The 18,531-nt window shown below is 37.0% G+C and carries 18 protein-coding genes; 1 reads left to right on the forward strand and 17 read right to left on the reverse strand.

The genetic code is table 11. The features are described 5' to 3' along the window. Positions 1-243: 243 nt before the first annotated feature. A complete protein-coding gene (gene rpmB, locus GFJ36_RS20035; RefSeq protein ID WP_000124776.1) occupies positions 244-432 on the forward strand; it encodes a 50S ribosomal protein L28 in 189 nt (62 codons plus the stop codon). A 73-nt stretch (positions 433-505) separates the two neighbouring features. On the opposite strand, the gene spoVM is transcribed toward rpmB, so the two are convergent. The 17 genes from spoVM to GFJ36_RS20120 form a co-directional block, all read right to left on the reverse strand. Next, complete coding sequence (spoVM, locus tag GFJ36_RS20040) at positions 506-586, reverse strand: stage V sporulation protein SpoVM (protein ID WP_001213599.1); 81 nt, start codon at positions 584-586, stop codon at positions 506-508. 66 nt (positions 587-652) lie between these two features. Then, on the reverse strand, positions 653-1,333 hold the full coding sequence (locus GFJ36_RS20045; RefSeq protein ID WP_060488423.1) for a thiamine diphosphokinase: 681 nt from the start codon (positions 1,331-1,333) through the stop codon (positions 653-655). 99 nt (positions 1,334-1,432) lie between these two features. After that, positions 1,433-2,077, reverse strand: coding sequence for a ribulose-phosphate 3-epimerase (gene rpe, locus GFJ36_RS20050; protein ID WP_097889669.1), 645 nt, complete (start codon positions 2,075-2,077; stop codon positions 1,433-1,435). A 2-nt stretch (positions 2,078-2,079) separates the two neighbouring features. Beyond that, the gene (gene rsgA, locus GFJ36_RS20055; RefSeq protein WP_001113945.1) at positions 2,080-2,961 is read right to left on the reverse strand and encodes a ribosome small subunit-dependent GTPase A; all 882 of its coding nucleotides are present in this window, start codon (positions 2,959-2,961) and stop codon (positions 2,080-2,082) included. A gap of 268 nt (positions 2,962-3,229) precedes the next feature. Next, a complete protein-coding gene (gene prkC / locus GFJ36_RS20060) occupies positions 3,230-5,203 on the reverse strand; it encodes a serine/threonine protein kinase PrkC (RefSeq protein WP_088064291.1) in 1,974 nt (657 codons plus the stop codon). Positions 5,204-5,210: 7 nt separating this feature from the next. Beyond that, positions 5,211-5,963, reverse strand: a complete 753-nt coding sequence (locus tag GFJ36_RS20065; RefSeq protein ID WP_000648694.1) for a Stp1/IreP family PP2C-type Ser/Thr phosphatase — start codon at positions 5,961-5,963, stop codon at positions 5,211-5,213. Positions 5,964-5,967: 4 nt separating this feature from the next. Continuing rightward, a complete protein-coding gene (gene rlmN, locus GFJ36_RS20070) occupies positions 5,968-7,056 on the reverse strand; it encodes a dual-specificity RNA methyltransferase RlmN (RefSeq protein WP_000450539.1) in 1,089 nt (362 codons plus the stop codon). 4 nt (positions 7,057-7,060) lie between these two features. Continuing rightward, the gene (gene rsmB, locus GFJ36_RS20075) at positions 7,061-8,395 is read right to left on the reverse strand and encodes a 16S rRNA (cytosine(967)-C(5))-methyltransferase RsmB (protein ID WP_001249653.1); all 1,335 of its coding nucleotides are present in this window, start codon (positions 8,393-8,395) and stop codon (positions 7,061-7,063) included. Continuing rightward, positions 8,392-9,336 carry a methionyl-tRNA formyltransferase gene (gene fmt / locus GFJ36_RS20080; protein WP_000598793.1) on the reverse strand — a complete coding sequence of 315 codons (945 nt, stop codon included), beginning with the start codon at positions 9,334-9,336 and terminating at the stop codon, positions 8,392-8,394. The genes rsmB and fmt overlap by 4 nt, the downstream gene beginning before the upstream one ends. Before the next feature lie 23 nt (positions 9,337-9,359). Then, a complete protein-coding gene (gene def, locus GFJ36_RS20085) occupies positions 9,360-9,830 on the reverse strand; it encodes a peptide deformylase (protein ID WP_000279468.1) in 471 nt (156 codons plus the stop codon). Positions 9,831-9,841: 11 nt separating this feature from the next. Continuing rightward, entirely contained in the window at positions 9,842-12,247 is a 2,406-nt protein-coding gene (priA, locus tag GFJ36_RS20090) for a primosomal protein N' (protein ID WP_088064293.1), read from the reverse strand. Next, on the reverse strand, positions 12,244-13,449 hold the full coding sequence (gene coaBC / locus GFJ36_RS20095) for a bifunctional phosphopantothenoylcysteine decarboxylase/phosphopantothenate--cysteine ligase CoaBC (RefSeq protein WP_097889667.1): 1,206 nt from the start codon (positions 13,447-13,449) through the stop codon (positions 12,244-12,246). Before coaBC ends, priA begins: the two co-directional genes overlap by 4 nt. 172 nt (positions 13,450-13,621) lie before the next feature. Continuing rightward, positions 13,622-13,834: a DNA-directed RNA polymerase subunit omega gene (rpoZ, locus tag GFJ36_RS20100; protein WP_000933965.1), complete on the reverse strand. Its 213-nt coding sequence runs from the start codon at positions 13,832-13,834 to the stop codon at positions 13,622-13,624. Positions 13,835-13,836: 2 nt separating this feature from the next. Beyond that, complete coding sequence (gene gmk / locus GFJ36_RS20105; protein ID WP_001257740.1) at positions 13,837-14,454, reverse strand: guanylate kinase; 618 nt, start codon at positions 14,452-14,454, stop codon at positions 13,837-13,839. Between the two features lie 13 nt (positions 14,455-14,467). Beyond that, positions 14,468-14,731 (reverse strand): extracellular matrix/biofilm regulator RemA, encoded by a 264-nt coding sequence (remA, locus tag GFJ36_RS20110; RefSeq protein WP_001251456.1) that lies wholly within the window; start codon positions 14,729-14,731, stop codon positions 14,468-14,470. A 67-nt stretch (positions 14,732-14,798) separates the two neighbouring features. Then, positions 14,799-15,674, reverse strand: coding sequence for a YicC/YloC family endoribonuclease (locus GFJ36_RS20115; protein WP_000563111.1), 876 nt, complete (start codon positions 15,672-15,674; stop codon positions 14,799-14,801). 99 nt (positions 15,675-15,773) lie between these two features. After that, entirely contained in the window at positions 15,774-18,497 is a 2,724-nt protein-coding gene (locus GFJ36_RS20120) for a calcium-translocating P-type ATPase, SERCA-type (protein WP_097889666.1), read from the reverse strand. Positions 18,498-18,531: the final 34 nt, after the last annotated feature.

Below are 18,531 nucleotides of genomic sequence, written 5' to 3' on the forward strand. Positions count from 1 at the left end.
GATGAGCAAAATAGTCCATTGTTATTATACAACATGTACCACTATAATATGTCAAGCAATTTTTCTTGATTTCAACTTTTCATCATCGACATATGGTGTCAAGTAATTTTTCTTGATTTCTTTTTTCTACGGTGTTGCATTCTCTTTTTAGTTGTGTTAAATTATAGTAGTGTTTTTAGCATCGCAAAAAAGACTAACATTGAAAAATTACGTATGGTAAGGTATCAAGGGAGGGAAATATAAATGGCTCGTGTTTGTGCTATCACTGGAAGAAAAGCTCGTTCTGGTAACTCTCGTTCTCACGCAATGAACGCTACAAAACGTAAATGGGGCGCTAACCTTCAAAAAGTTCGCGTACGCATCGACGGAAAAGTTCAACGTGTTTACGTTTCTGCTAGAGCATTAAAATCTGGCAAAATCGAACGTGTTTAATAATAAAAAAAAGAGCCGCTAGGCTCTTTTTTTACTATGACATTGGAAAAAGCACCGGTAATAGGTGCTTTTTTTAATCTTTTTTGAAGGTATTTAACATGGCACGAACAATTCCACCAAGAAATTTAGGTAACTTAATTGTATAAAATCTCATGGTTTCCCTCCTAATCCCCATTACTCCACTTGTTCACTATATGATGTAAGGAGCAAAATTGTTTCTTTAATCAGTGCTTCTTATCACCATTAATATGCCAGAAGTAAATGAAAAAGTACCTTTTTCCTCAACGAGTTCATTACTAATACAAAGTGTTGATCCCCATTCTATTGTTTTATTAGTTAGAGGATACTTAAAACCAAGTAATGTAATCCCTTCTACTATTTCAGTAACCGGCACAAAAGATACATAAGGGAAATTTTTATTTTCTTCAATTATATGTGTACCCACTTTTTTCACGCTTATTTCATTTTTATTGTCTACAATACACATTTCTATCCCTACTTCTAACCCTCTTAAAAGCATCTGTATATTTGCTAAACCGTGATCCAGCCTTCCACCGGTGGCACCAAAAATACGAATCAATGTCGGATTTTGTTCTAACGCCCAGTTAATCGCAATTTCTAAATCTGTTTGATCTTTTTCACGAGGAACAATATGTAAGTCATTTGTTTGCTGGCCCATCCATACTAATTCCTCTTCAGTAACTGAATCGTAATCTCCAAATGCAACAGCTGGAGTAATCCCTCCTTTTAATAGACGATATACTCCTCTATCAACTGCCGCCCACACTACTTTCTCATTTTCATATCGAGAAAAATCTGCACAATATTCCGCAGGTCCACCCGCTAAAATATGAATAATCATGTTTCCTTCCCCTTCTATTGTAAAAAGGCAATCTGCCATTCGGTAGATTGCCTTTTTACATATTTTTTCTCTATCCTTTATAAATAGTGAAAACTTACTACACTAGCAGTTTCACTAGGATAAAGACTCGTTCATTCATTATCCACGAATGACACGAATTGCTTCACCACGGTCTTTTTGATTGTATACTGCTGATCCAGCTACAAGTACATTTGCTCCTGCTTCAGCACAAAGTCGTGCTGTTTCAGTGTTTACACCACCATCAACTTCAATTTCTACTTCTAGATTGCGCTCTTTAACCATTTCTGCCACTTGTTTAATTTTCGGTAATACAGAATGGATAAATTTCTGTCCACCAAATCCAGGGTTTACTGTCATAAGCAATACCATATCGATATCTTCTAATACATGCTCAATCGTCGAAACTGGCGTATGCGGATTTAATACAACTCCCGCTTTAATGCCATGAGACTTAATTAGCTGAATTGTACGATGCAAATGAGGGCACGCCTCTACATGAACAGTAATAATATCTGCTCCCGCTTTTGCGAAAGTCGGGATATAGTTATCAGGATTTTCAATCATTAAATGTACATCTAATGGTAAAGATGTAATTGGACGGATAGCTTCTACAATTAATGGTCCAATCGTAATATTTGGTACGAAATGTCCATCCATTACATCGACGTGAATGTAATCCGCTCCACCTTTTTCTACATCTTTAATCTCTTCCCCTAATTTTGAAAAATCTGCTGATAAGATCGATGGTGCAATTTTAATCATAACTAATACCTCGGCTTTCTCTCTCTAATTTCTTCTACGAATTGTTTGTAATTTTTATAACGATATTCTGTAATCTTCCCTTCTTCAACTGCTGTCTTCACAGCACATTTCGGTTCAGAAAGATGTGTACACCCTCTAAATTTACAGTATTGGCTCGCTTCTTTCAACTCTGGAAAACAATATGTAAGATCTTCTACCTCTATATCTATGAAATCCAGTGAACTAAAACCAGGTGTATCTGCAACTAGTCCGCTTCCAACCGCAATTAATTCCACGTGTCTTGTCGTATGTTTCCCGCGTCCTAAATGCGAGGAAATATCATTCGTTTTCAGTTCTAACTCTGGACGTAAAACGTTAAGCATAGAAGATTTCCCAACACCAGATTGCCCTGCAACGACAGAAATACACCCTTCTAAGAATGGTTTTAAAATATCAATACTTTCCGATGTATTTATAGAAGTAAATAATACATCATATCCCATCTCACGATAGTCATTTGCATAAGATTCAACAGTCTCTCTCATTTTTTCATCCACTAAATCCATCTTACTAATGCAAATAATCGGCTTAATGTTATGATATTCAATCAGCACTAAAAATCGATCTAATAGTCCCGGATTAAAATCTGGTTCTACTGCAGAGAAAACGAGAATCGCTTGATCAACATTAGCAATAGGAGGCCTAACAAGTTCATTTTTCCGATCAAATACTTCAAGCACATATCCTTCAGTTGGATTATCTGCTTGAAAGACAACTTGGTCTCCTACCAGTGGCGTAATTTTATTTTTTCTGAACACACCACGCCCACGGCATTGTGTAATCCCTTCTTCATGCTGCACATAATAAAATCCACTTAGAGCTTTTACAATTTTTCCTTCTGGCATATAATTCTCCTTTATTTTGTATAAAGTGAAGCTGTCATTAATATTAAATGGTTTAAAATTCTTTAAATACTTATTTCAAAACCCGTCATATATACAAGTTAATATATTTAATCTACCATCAAATTTAAAATATTATTTATAACAGTATCACTTTTATAGCTTTTTGAATCATATATTTTTGCCTGTTATACAGTCCACTATATGTAGACAGCATAACAGGCAAGAGTAATACATTCCATCCCCTCTAGAAAGAAAATGGAAGTCATTATTATTGAGTTGGGTATGGTACTTCTTTGTCGATAATTGTTACACCATCTCGTACAATTTTATAGTGTCCTTTTGTACCTTCTTGAATTACAAATTCTAAAGAAATAGTTGCCGACTCTGAAATTGTTCTAGTTTCAATTGGTCTATCCATTTTTTGTTGCATATCTTCTTTATAAATTTCTATTGTTTGCGGTTTTTTCTCACCAATTATAGAAGACTCATACGGAATAGAAATATTATCCACTTTCACTGTTTTCGTTACTTTCGGCTTAGGCCCCTCTGAGATGATAATCGTCACTTTATCTCCTTCTTTTAACGGCGTTCCTGGTTTTGGAGATTGCGAAATTACAAGTCCTTTATCAACAGTATCGGAATACTCTCGTTTTATATCTGGAGTTAGTTTTCTCTCATTCAAATAACCATTTACGCTATTTTCAGTCCATCCTGAAAAATCACCTGGTCTAATTTGATAAGGACCTTTACTTACCCAAATTTTCAGTTCTTGTTCCGCCTCTACTACCATTTGATCAGGCGTCGGAATTTGCTCTACGATTTCACCTTTTGGCCTATCATTTTCAATATAATTTATTGTAACTTGCTTATATTTTTCTTCTAATTCATTCCTTATACTCTCAAAATCTTTTCCTGTGAGATCACTCATCTTACTTTTCTTTTTTCCACCTGATTGATAGATAGTAATTTTAGAGTTTTCTTTCACGACTCTACCTGCCACAGGGTCTGTTTTTATCACATCACCGGTTTCAACATCATCTGTATATACAATATTAGGTTCCGTAACCTCAAAACCCTTTTCAACTAATGTATTTACTGCTGTCGTATACTTCATACCAGCCACATCAGGGACTTTTACATCTTTTGGAATAAAGAATCCCGGAATAACAGTAAGCGCTAACGTTATTCCAATTGCTAAAAGTAAAAATGTAGTAATTAAAACTTTAATCCATTTATTACTTCGTTTTTTCTTCTTATATAATTCCGTTTCTTCTTTTCTTTTCTGTTCATCCACTTTACTTCCTTTTAAAACAATTGTTTCATCAGTTACATTTTCGAATAATTGTTCTTGTTGAATAATCGGAATCGCTTTTGTCGCTTCCATATCTTCCGGTATGTAAAATGGCTGCTCATTTATCCTCTCTGGATATAGCGCAGTTTCAATATCTCGTTTCATCGCATTGGCAGATTGATATCGGTGAAACGGATCTTTCGCAGTTGCCTTTAATATAATATTTTCAACACTTTGCGGAATATTTTCATTCCATCTCTTTGGAGACGGAATTTCACTTTGTAAATGTTTTAAAGCTATAGCAACAGCAGATTCGCCTGAAAACGGTTGTCTTCCTGTTAACAACTCAAACATAACGATTCCTAGGGAATAAATATCTGATTGTTTATTTGCTATCCCGCCGCGTGCTTGTTCTGGTGATAAGTAATGTACCGAACCGAGTACCGAATTTGTATGTGTAATTGTTGTTGCACTTGTAGCTGTCGCAATTCCAAAATCTGTTACTTTTATTACTCCATCAGCTCGAATTAAAATATTGTGCGGTTTAATATCACGGTGCACAATTTCAAAATGATGGGCATGTGCCATGGCGGATGTTAACTGCTCCATAATATCAAGAGCTTCTCCTATAGGTAACATCCCTCGCTCAATTATGTATTGCTTCAATGTTTGTCCTGGTACATACTCCATTACAAGATAATATATACCATCTTCTTCTCCGACATCATACATATTCACAATATTTGGATGCGACAACGTTGTAACAGACTGCGCTTCTCGATGGAAACGTTTAATAAACTCTTCATTATTTGAATAGTCGAGTCTTAATATTTTTACCGCTACATCTCGGCCAAGTATATCATCATGAGCTAAATACACATTGGCCATTCCACCACCACCAATCATTTTCAGCAGCTTATAACGGTCATTTAAGCGTTTTCCAATCAGCACGTTGCACTCACCTACTTTCGTTTGTCGAACCCGCATAATCAATAAGAACAAGGGTGATATTATCTTCCCCGCCACGATCATTCGCCAATTGAATGAGACGTTGTCCCTTAGTTTCAAGCTGTTCATTTAACTGTAAAATTTGTTGCATATCAGCAATAGAAACTTTGTTAGATAACCCATCCGAGCAAAGAAGTAACTGATCATCTTCCTCAAGCACCAATGTTTTAACATCTAATCCGACTTTTTCTTCTGTTCCTAATGCCCTTAACAAAACATTCTTTTTCGGGTGATATTCTGCGTCTTCTTTTGAAATTTCACCATGTCTTACAAGTTCATTTACAAGTGAGTGATCTTCCGTTACAAGCGAGATTTCTCCCTCTGATACCATATAACAACGACTATCTCCTATATGACCTATTGTCACAAAGTTTGGCGTACAAATCGCTATTATAAGTGTTGTTCCCATACCATTACATTCTACATGTTGCTTAGAGTACTCATATATACGCTCATTAATAATCCCAACACTCGTATGTAACCACTCTTCTACTTTTTTTGGTTCATTCATATTATGCGTTTGCTTCCAATAATCATGAAATAATTGAATGGTCATCGAGCTAGCTACATCACCAGCTCGATGACCTCCCATTCCATCTGCTACTACCGCTAAAATATTTCCATCTAAATTGTGAAAAACTCCCGCACTATCTTCATTATGTTGACGAACTTTTCCTTTATCTGATAGAAACACGGCTTTCATCTCGTCACCTCGTCTCTTCTTTACGCTCCTTCGCACGTAACTGACCGCAGGCTGCATCAATATCATGACCTTGTTCACGGCGAATTGTTACATTCACTCCACGATCTTTTAACGTTTTTTCAAATAAGAAAATTTGTTCACGTGGCGTACGTACATAATCACGTTCAGGTACGTAGTTTACCGGAATTAAGTTTACATGACATTTTACACCTTTTAAAAGCGCAGCAAGTTCTTCAGCTTGCTCAACTTGGTCATTTTCTCCTCCAAATAAGCCATATTCAAACGTAATACGACGCCCTGTTCTATTTACATAGTATTTAACAGCTTCCATTAAGTCTGGTAGCTTATAAGCACGGTTAATCGGCATTAATTTTGAACGTAACTCTGTATTTGCAGAATGCAATGAAATCGCAAAATTAATTTGCATATCTTCTTCAGCGAACTTATAAATTTTTGGAACAATTCCACTTGTTGAAACTGTCATATGTCTTGCACCAATATGAATTCCTTTTTCATGGTTTACAATGCGTAAGAATGACATTAAGTTGTCGTAATTATCAAACGGCTCTCCAATTCCCATAACAACAAGCGAACTTACACGTTCTTCTGTTTCATCAAGTGCACGTTGCACTTCTACTACTTGCGCTACAATCTCTCCAGCCTCTAAGTTTCGTTTTAACCCACCAAGTGTAGATGCACAGAACGTACAACCAATACGGCATCCAACCTGTGTTGTTACACAAATAGAATTTCCATATTCGTGTCGCATTAACACTGTTTCAATAGAATAACCATCATATAATTGGAATAAAAATTTAATTGTTCCATCAGAAGATGTTTGTTTTACTAATGTATTTAAAGTAGTAATATCAAAGGAATTCGACAATTTATCGCGTAATCCTTTAGAAAGATTCGACATGTCGTCATAATTTTTTACACGTTTTTTATATAGCCAATCAAAGATTTGTCCTGCACGGAATTTAGGTTCTCCTTGTTCCTTTAACCAATCTTGCATTTCATGAAGTTGTAAAGAATAAATTGATGGTTTCTTCGTTTCTAGATTTTTCTTTTGTTTTCTCACAGTCGTTTCCACGATGCTACACCTTCTTCCTTAAACAAGCAATATAAAAGCCATCTGTTGCAAAATAATGCGGTAAAATTCGCACTTGACCTTCATCAATATACGGATTTAACTTTTCTGGCATGCGATCTTTTATCGTAGTATCCCATTCAAATTCAGGATGCTCTTGTAAAAATTGCTTTATTACTTGTTCATTTTCTATTTTTTCTATTGTGCACGTACTATAAACAAGGCGACCACCTTGTTTTAATAACGGTGCTATTTTTTCTAGTATTGCAAGTTGAATCGTCGATAATCTTTCACTATCGCCTTTATTTTTACCTAACTTAATATCAGGTTTACGTCTAATCACACCAAATCCAGAACATGGTGCATCTACTAATATTTTATCAAATGTTTCATTCGCAAAGTGTTCTTGCACTTTTCTAGCATCTAGTGCTTTTGTTTCGACATTTTCTAGACCAAGTCTCTCCGCTTGTTGTTTAATTAAACGTACTTTGTGTGCATGTAAATCAAGAGACATAACTTGACCTGTTCCTTTTAATCGCTCTGCAATGTGCGTTGTCTTTCCGCCCGGAGCAGCACAACTATCAAGAACTTCATCTCCCTCATTCGGTTCTAAAGCGCGTGCTACAAGCATAGAACTTTCATCTTGAATAGAAAGAAAACCTTTTTTGAACGCATCTGTATGCGCTACATTCCCTCTTTCAATTTGAATTGCATCCTCTGATAAATCGCCGCGCTTCGCTTCTATACCTTCACCAGCCAACAACTCTATTGCTTCTTCTACTGTTATTTTATCAACATTTACACGCGCTGTTGGTACCGGGGGTAACATGTTCACTTCACACATTTTCTCTGCTGTCTCTAAACCATATTCAGAAGCCCAGTCTTGCACAAGCCACATTGGATGACTTGTTGCAATTGCCAAACGTTCTATTGGATCCTTGATTTCATCTACAGAAGGTACCCCTTCTCTCTGAATCGAACGTAATACCCCGTTTACCATACCAGCAATCCCTTTATGCCCGCGACGCTTTGCAATTTCAACTGCTTCATGAATAGCCGCTCTTTCTGGCACTCGGTCTAAATAAATCATTTGATATAAAGATAAGCGAAGTAATACTCTTACCCACGCCTCAACCTTCTTTTTTAAAAAAGGCTGTAAATAATAATCTAATGTGTCACGACGTTGAATCGTTCCATATACAATTTCAGTTAACAAACCAATATCTTTTCTATCAATTGCATTTTTTTCAATTAGATTATTTAAAAGTAAGTTACTGTATGCACCACTTTTTTCTACTTGAATTAAGCCATCAAGAGCTAACTCACGAACATTTTGTCTCATGCATTTTCTCCTAACTTCGTTCCAATTTCAGGTTTTGTGCCACGTAAAAATTGCGAACAACTCATACGTTTTTTACCAGAAGGTTGCAATTCAGTGATTTTAACACCTGTCTCATTCCCTGTTGCAACAACAAATCCATCTTCTTCAAGAGCTACTATTGTACCTGGTTCAGCTTTCTCTGTAATAGAGACCTTCTCTCCCCACCATACTTTAATAACTTGTCCTGCCAAAGTCGTATAAGCGACTGGCCATGGATTCAATCCGCGAATGTGATTGTATACTTCTTCACCTGTTTTTGTCCAATCAATTTTCTCTTGCTCACGTTTTATATTATATGCAAACGTTACTTCTTCTTCGTTTTGTTTAATTGGTTCTAACTTACCTTGAATTAATAAAGGTACTGTTTTAGATAGAAGGTGTGCCCCTGCTTCACTTAACTTATCGAATAAAGAGCCTGTCGTTTCACGCTCTTCAATCTCGACTTCTACTTGTGTTAAGATATCACCAGCATCCAATTTCTCTACCATATACATAATTGTAATACCCGTTTTTTCTTTACCTTCCATAATTGCATAATGGATTGGTGCACCACCACGAAGTTCAGGTAGTAAAGACGCGTGGACGTTAATACATCCATACTTCGGTGCTTCTAAAATTTCATTTGGTACAATCTGACCGAAAGCAGCTGTTACAATTAAATCAGGCTCTAATGCCAAGACTTGTTCATATTCGTCTTTTTCACGAATTCTTAACGGTTGTAACACCGGAATACCATGTTTTTCTGCTTCAACTTTAACAGGCGTAGGTGTTAATACTTTTTTTCTACCTACCGGACGATCAGGCTGCGTCACAACACCTATTACATCATAGCCATCTTCGATAAGACGACGAAGCACCGGCACTGAAAAGTCCGGTGTTCCCATAAATACTACTTTTATCATTCAAAAACCGCTCCTTTTAATACCTATTCTAATTCGTTTTCCTCATAATATCTTGTCACTTTCGATGTAAATAACACACCGTGTAAATGATCGATTTCATGTTGAATTGCACGTGCTAAAAATCCTTCTGCTTCTAGTAAAAATACTTTACCTCGGCGATTTTGAGCACGTACTTTAATATAATCCGCACGTTCCACTTCACCATAAAGTCCCGGGAAGCTTAGACAGCCTTCGGGACCTACTTGTTCACCACGTTTTTCTAGTATCGATGGATTGATTAACTCGATTTTCCCCGTATCATCACCGATATCAACTACCGCAACTTGCAAGCTTACACCTACTTGAGGCGCAGCTAAACCGACTCCGTCCGCAATTAACATTGTTTCATGCATATCTTTCAACAATTTCACTAACTTTTTATCAAAGTTAATTACTCTTTCGCATGGTGTTTCTAACACTTCATTTGGATGCTTTACTATTTCTAAAACTGCCATATTTCCCTCCGCTACATTAACATTGTTGGATTAAAATCAATTGAGATTTGTAGCTCTTTTTGCATTTCTGCCTGATAATGTTCATTTACCATTTTGAGCACGTTCTTTAAGTTTGGTTCCCGTTTGTATTTTATCATGCATTGATAACGATATCTATCTTTTATCCTTGGAATTGCTGAAGCAACCGGTCCTAACACCATCGTTTGCTCTGTGCAGTGCGCCCGTAAATGACCGACAATTTTTTCCGTCACTTGCACTGCCTTTAATAATTCTGGATGAGATACTGTTACAAGTACAACATAGTAATAAGGTGGATATTGTCTTGTTCGTCTCATTTGCATTTCTTGATCAAAAAACACATCATATTGTTGGTTCTTTGCTAACTCTATACTATAATGTTCTGGCGTATACGTTTGAATTATAACTTCCCCTGGCAATTCATGTCTGCCTGCTCTTCCACTTACTTGCGTCAATAACTGATACGTCTTTTCACTCGCTCGAAAATCAGGCAAGTGAAGCATCGTATCTGCAGTTAAAACCCCGACAAGCGTTACTTTAGGAAAATCTAATCCTTTCGCAATCATTTGTGTTCCAAGTAGTATATCTGCTTTTTCTTCCCCGAACGCCTTTAATAATTTTTCATGCATTCCTTTGCGACTTGTCGTATCTACATCCATTCGAATAACTCGTGCCTCTGGAAATAGTTTTGTAATTTCTTCTTCTACCTTTTGTGTACCTGTACCAAAGAAACGAATATATGTACTTTGACAAGCAGGACACGCAGTCGGCATATTCTCTTCGTGACTGCAGTAATGACATTTTAAACGATGGTTCATTTTATGATATGTCAGCGAGATATCACAATGCGGACATTGTACAACATACCCACAATCACGGCACATAACAAATGTAGAATGACCTCTTCTATTTAAAAAGAGCACCATCTGTTCTTTCTTTTCTAATCGATCTGCTATTTTTTCATGCAATGCCTTCGAAAACATGGAACGATTCCCGTCACGAAGTTCCTCACGCATATCAACAATCTCTACTGTTGGTAACGCTTGTTTATTCATACGTTTTTCCATCGTTAGTAATTCATACACACCTTTTTTCGCTCTTGCAAACGATTCAAGTGTCGGTGTTGCACTACCAAGAACGATAGGACATTTATGATATTGCCCCCTCCAGACAGCTACATCCCTTGCATGATACCTCGGATTATCTTCTTGCTTATAGCTCGATTCATGCTCCTCATCAATAATAATAATCCCTAAATTTTCAAAAGGAGCAAATACAGCTGAACGTGCACCAACTACAACTTTCACTTCTTTTCTTAAAATCTTACGCCATTCATCATATTTTTCTCCAACAGACAGCGCACTATGAAGAACCGCAACTTGCGAGCCAAATCTGCCTTTAAAACGATCTACCATTTGAGGCGTTAGTGCAATTTCAGGAACAAGTACAATAGCTTCTTTCCCTTTCGCGAGCACTGCTGCTATAGATTGTAAATATACTTCTGTTTTTCCGCTTCCTGTAACACCATATAGTAAAAATGGATTGTAAGTTTCATTTGTAATTGATGATAAAATCGGTGCAATAACTTGCTTTTGTTCCTCCGTAAGTGGGAATGGTTTCGTTTGTTCAAAATCATCATCGTCATACGGATTTCGGTACACTTCCACATACTTTTCTGAAATTAGCCCCTTTTTAACAAGTGCTTTAATCGGAGCGTCTGTTATTTGCAACTCTTCTGTTATCACTTTCAACGGCACACTTTTATAATTTTCCACAAAATAATAGAGTACATCTTGTTGTTTTTTACTTTTCAGTTCAAATGCTGCTAATTCCAATTTATCTTCTGACAACTCCGGTTGAACGACTCTTTGTTTCTTCTTTTGCACTTTATCTTTTACCTGATAAACAACTTCAATCGTGCCATTTTTAATTTCTTGTTGAATCGTGCGGTATAGATGCGGCTGCGTCTCAATAGCTTCCCAATCTATCGCTTCTTTGTCCTGAAATAAAAACAGTAGTTCAGGTGCTACTACTTCTTGTTTACGAAGTTGTAGACGCTTTTTATACGTAGCTTTTATCGCCGTTGGAAGCATGACTTGAAAGGCTGAAATCATATAACATAACGTTTCGCTTGTAAGCCAATATCCAAGCTTTAATAATTCCTCGTTTAAAACTGGTGTTACATCTAATATTTCATGGATTGTCTTTAGCTTCTTACTTTCTACTTCAGCCGAATCTTTGATCCCAATAATAAAGCCTTGCAATTTCCTTGGGCCAAATGGAACTACTACACGCATGCCTGTCTGGACAATATCTTCCCACTTTTTAGGGATAATATAATCAAATGGTCGATCTGTCTGACGTGCAGGTACATCAACAATTACACTTGCAAATTTCATAGACGATCATCTTCTAACATCATTTCAATTTGCTTTAATATTTCACGAGCAACCTCTTTCTTCGTTAAAAGTGGTAACTCGATGACTTCTCCATCTTTTCTATACATTGTTACAATGTTTGTATCTGTACCAAATCCAGCTCCTTGTGCCTTTACATCGTTCGCAACAATCATATTCGCATTTTTCTCACGTAATTTTTTTGTTGCGTATTCTTCTACCTTTGTCGTTTCAGCCGCAAAACCGATAAGTAACTGTTGATCCTTCATCTCACCTAACGTTTTTAAAATATCTACTGTTCTCTCGAGTTCGATTACAGCATCTCCATTTTTCTTTTTCATTTTATTATCATGAACATATTTCGGGCGATAATCTGCAACTGCTGCTGTTTTAATGACAACATCTACGTTTTGATACTGTTGCAGAACTACTTCTAACATATCTTGTGCAGATTCCACTTGTACCGTATTTACATGTAATGGTGGGTTTAATGCTGTCGGTCCCGAAACAAGTATGACATCAGCACCTAAGTTCGCTGCCACTTCCGCAATTGCATATCCCATTTTCCCAGAAGAAAAATTGGTCATAAAACGCACTGGATCAATCTTTTCACGAGTTGGGCCAGCAGTTATTAATATTTTTTTTCCTTGCAACGGTTTTTGTTCGGAAAAAGCCTCTTCTAACCGTGCAATAATTGCTTCCGGTTCTTCTAGTCTTCCCTTCGCAACATAACCACACGCTAAAAAACCTTCTCCAGGCTCAATAAATGTATATCCTAACGTTTTCAACGTCATCATATTTTTTTGTACAATTTTGTTTTCATACATATGCACATTCATAGCAGGTGCAATCCACACTGGGGCTGTAGTAGCTAACAAAGTAGTTGTAATCATATCGTCTGCAATACCACTAGCTAACTTCCCAATACAATTGGCAGTAGCAGGTGCAACAAGTACTACATCTGCCCAATCTGCTAAATCGATATGTGCAATAACAGCCGAGTCTTTCTCATCGAATGTATCTGTATATACATCATGGCGAGAAAGTGCTTGAAATGTAAGAGGCGTAACAAACTTCATTGCCGACCCACTCATCATTACTTTTACAATAGCACCAGCTTGTGTCAATTTACTAGTTAACGCAGCCGCTTTAAAGACCGCAATGCCTCCTGTTACACATAGAAGTATCTTTTTCCCTTTTAGCATATGGCTCGTCCTCTTTCTTTTTCAAACTTATAATACTGAAACAGAATTCCCAGCTCATCAGTACCAATATTTCTTCCCTATCGTAAAAAAATAACAACCTACTTGTAAATAGGTTGTTACCGTTACATAGAAAATTATAAAGTCTATGTTTTAATTTGTCGAAAAGAATGTCTTAATCGATGATTTTGCCTTCGCTTGGTACATATTTTAATACTTCTGCATCGATTTCTTCTAATGATTTACCTACACATTTATGAGAAACAGGTTGCTCGATAACACAGTTATCAGCAAGTTGCATTTCACGCGCACGTTTTGCAGCTACTGTTACAAGTGTATATTTAGAATCGATTTTTGTTAATAATGAATCAATTGATGGATTTAACATAATTATAGACCCTCCGTCATTTCTTTATAATATTTTGCTACTCTTTCGCGGCGGCAATGTTCACCAACCACAATTGCTTTAATTCTTTCACAAGCTAATTCAACTTGATCGTTTTCTACAACATAGTCGTAAGCGTCCATCATTTCGATTTCTTCTTTCGCTACCGTTAAACGATTTTCAATAACATCTTCAGTTTCTGTACCACGGCCGACAATACGGTTCTTTAGTTCAGATAAACTTGGAGGTGCTAAGAAAATAAATACACCTTCTGGGAAAGCTTTCTTAACTTGAATTGCTCCTTGCACTTCAATTTCTAAGAATACATCTTTTCCTTCTTGTAATGTTTTTTCAACATAGTCAATCGGTGTTCCGTAATAATTACCTACAAACTCAGCCCACTCAAGTAATTTTTCATTACGAATCATTTCCTCAAATTCTTCTCTCTCTTTAAAGAAATAATCCACACCATCTACTTCACCTTCACGTGGCTTACGTGTCGTTACTGAAATGGAGTACTGAAAACGTGTATCCTCATGACTAAACAGCTCTTTTCGAACCGTTCCTTTACCAACCCCAGAAGGTCCTGAAAGAACGATGAGCAATCCTCTTCTACTTCTCATAAATATGTAAAACCTACCCTTCCTCACTTAAATCTTCTTTATTATTCAAACGATGTGCAATCGTCTCTGGCTGAATTGGACTTAATACCACATGCCCATCATCCATAACAATAACCGCCCTTGTTTTTCTCCCATACGTAGCATCAAGCAAAGCATTATGTTCGCGTGCTTCCTGTACTGTTCGTTTAATAGGAGCTGACTCCGGACTTACAATAGCAATAATTCGATGAGCAGATACAATATTTCCGTATCCAATATTTAAAAACCGCATGGCCATAGTTTGCGCCTCCTAGTAAGTCTATCCGATTTCTCCACCACGTATAACTTTATATATTTTTTGAAAGCTACTCAATATTTTGTACTTGTTCACGAATTTTTTCAAGGTTATTTTTCATTTCTACAACATATTTTGAAATTGTTAAGTCATTTGCCTTAGAACCAATCGTATTAATTTCTCTATGCATCTCTTGCACGATGAAATCCATTTTCCTTCCAACAGGCTCTTCAATCTGCAGTGTTTCACGAAATTGCTCTAAATGACTTTGCAAACGAACTAACTCTTCGTGAATATCACAACGCTCTGCAAAGATTGCGACTTCTGTTAACAATCTTTGTTCATCTAGATCTTGATTATGTAATTCTTTTAAGCGATTTTCTAATCGTTCACGATATTTTTGTGTAACAATCGGTACATGCGGAATAATTGCATTTACACAATTGTGAATCTCTTGTAAACGATACGCTATATCTTTATGTAATCGTTCTCCTTCGCCATCTCTCATCGTTTTTAACATATGAGCAGCTTGGCGAACAGCCTCATATAAACCGTTCTCAAATTGTTCATTTACATTTTCTACTTCTTCAATCGCTGTTACTTCTGGCATTTCCATTAATTGCTGAAGTGTAATAGAATCTTGTAATTGAAATTTTCCTTTTATATCTTCCATAATCGATTGGTACTGCTCAAGAAGCGACCAATTCACACTTAATTTTCTTTCAACAAGCCCTTCACCCGTTATACTAATAGACACTTCAATGCGTCCACGCCGAACTTGTTCTGCAATTATTTTACGAATTTTTTCTTCAAATATCATCATTTGCTTCGGAAGTCGAATACTCATCTCTAGGAAACGGTGGTTCACCGATTTCATTTCTACTGTAATTTGAAAAGTATCATTTTCTACTTTCGATCTTCCAAATCCTGTCATACTACAAATCATTTTTATCACATCCAAGCCATGAAATAACTCAATGAAAAAGGTAATAGAGACAAGGCTCTACTACCTTCTGTAAATTATATCACATTTTCATATCATTGACTATTTCAAGTTTAATCCCTTCTTATATAATACTGGCTTTTCCTTCTTCCCCTTTTTCCCTGTTAATAAAGAACCTACTAACAAGAAGGTCGGAATTGATGACAAACCTCCAATTAACAACCAATCTCTCGCTTGTATTGGCATTGTACTAAAGATCGGTTGTAGCGGTGGGTAATATATAACCACTAACATTAACAGTAAAGAAATAATAACCGCTCCTACTAAATACACGTTCCCAAACGGATTACGGTGGAAGATAGAATGTTCACTCCGGCAATCAAATACATGAATAAGTTGTGCAAGTACCAACGTCGCAAACGCCACAGTTTGTGCATATTTCAGTTCATTTGGATGTTGATTATATGCAATAATAAACGCCACTAACGTCACTGCTCCAATTAGAAAGCCACGGCTTATAATTTTCCAGGCAAGCCCTCTAGCAAATACCCCTTCTTTCGGATGACGCGGCGTTCTCTTCATAACGTCTCCTTCCGCCTTATCCAATCCTAATGCCATCGCCGGTAATCCGTCAGTCACTAAGTTCACCCATAAAATTTGAATGGGAACCATCGGCAGCGGTAATGCAAGTAACATTGCAAATAACATGACTAAAATTTCTCCTACGTTCGATGCTAATAAATAACGAATAAACTTACGTATATTCTCGTATATATTTCTACCTTCTTTAATTGCTGATTTAATCGTAGCAAAATTATCATCTAGCAAAACAAGAGAAGAAGCTTCTTTCGCAACATCTGTCCCTGTAATTCCCATCGCTATCCCAATATCCGCTGTTTTTATAGCCGGAGCATCGTTTACTCCATCACCTGTCATCGCTACTATATGCCCTTTATTTTGCAACGCCTTAACAATCTTCAATTTATGTTCAGGTGATACTCGAGCAAATACATACGTATCTTCTACAACACTTTCTAGTTCCTCTACATCCATATTCGCGAGTTCTACTCCTTCAACAACACGTCCACCAGGTGGTAAAACCCCTAATTGTTCCGCAATTGCCATTGCTGTCACTTTATGATCTCCTGTAATCATCACTGTTCGAATACCAGCTTCTCTGCACTCTTTTACAGCCTGTTCTACCTCTGGTCTTGGCGGATCAATCATTCCCTGTATCCCGACCAACATAAAATCTTTTTCAACGTCTCTTTCATGTTCAATAGAATCTGTTACTTTTAATGGCTTAAATGCAACTGCAATTGTTCGGAGCGCTTGACTACCTAAACTATGAATAGCCGCCTGTACTTCTTTTCTATACAACTCACTTAACGGTTGTTGCTTATCCCCCCATAAAATCGTTTGACTCATTTGCAGGAGGACATCTGGTGCTCCCTTCGTAACAAGAAACTTTTTCCCCTCTCTATCTCGCACAATAACACTCATCATTTTTCGAGTTGAATCGAATGGAAATTCACGAATAATTTCAAATTTCCCTTTCAGTGCCTCACGTGTTATCCCCGCTTTCATTGCTGCAGCTACAAGTGCTCCCTCAGTTGGATCTCCATCTAATACATACGCCTTTTTCTTTTGAATAATATTTGCGTTATTACAAAGTGAACCAAATGTTAGTAGTTGATACAGTGCTTTTGTTTTAGCTGGATCGCATTCTTTTTCACCTTTCAAAAAAGAGCCATTAGGTTCATATCCTTGACCCGTAACTTTCCATAATTCCCCACCTGACCACATATGTGTTACCATCATTTTGTTTTGCGTCATTGTTCCTGTTTTATCAGAGCATATAACAGAAGCGCATCCTAACGTTTCTACCGCTGGTAACTTCCTTACAATTGCTCTCTTTTTAATCATACGCTGTACACCAAGCGATAAAGCTACTGTAACAATTGCTGGTAATCCTTCAGGAATAGCAGCAACAGCTAGCGACACGCCTGCTAAAAACATATGATACACTTCATTCCCTTGATACACACCGGCTAATACGACAAGCGCTGTCAAAATAAGAGCCACAATAATTAATATTTTCCCGAGTTGCTCTAATCTTCTTTGCAGTGGTGTTTCCATTTGCTCTGCATTTTGTAACATATTTGCAATTTGGCCCATCGCTGTATTCATACCAGTTGCTACAACGACCCCTGTTCCAGCTCCTCGTGTAATCATCGTACCCATAAAAGCCATATTTTTTTGATCACCAATTGAAACATCTTGCCCCTGCAGAGCTTCTACCTTCTTCTGCACCGGTACTGACTCTCCTGTCAAAGCTGATTCTTCGATATATAAACTTGATGCCTCAACAAGACGTACATCCGCCCCAATACGATCACCACTAGAAAATTTAATGATATCACCTAAAACAAGTGCTTTAGACGGTGCTTTTACCCAATTTCCATTCCGCATTACAGTAACTTGCGGGGCGGCTAGCTCTTTTAAAGCTTCCAGTGACTTTTCAGCCTTTCTTTCTTGAAAAAAGCCAAGAATACCATTGATAATAACAATCGCAACAATCGCAATAGCATCAATGTATTCACCTAAAAAAGCTGAAACTATTGTTGCACCAAATAAAACAAGTACCATAAAATCTTTAAACTGCGCCAAAAATACCATCAGTGCAGAAGGCCTTTTGGCTTCATCTAATTCATTTGTACCAAATTTTTTTATTCGCCCTTCTGCTTCCTTCTCTGTAAGCCCAACCTTCACATTCGTATTCGTTCTTTCTTCCACTTCGTGTGCGCGCATTCCATACCAGTTCATCCCACTATCGACCTCCTGATTCCAGACATACTCT

This window comes from Bacillus sp. EE-W1 (assembly GCF_009760835.1).
Lineage (GTDB): Bacteria > Bacillota > Bacilli > Bacillales > Bacillaceae_G > Bacillus_A > Bacillus_A wiedmannii.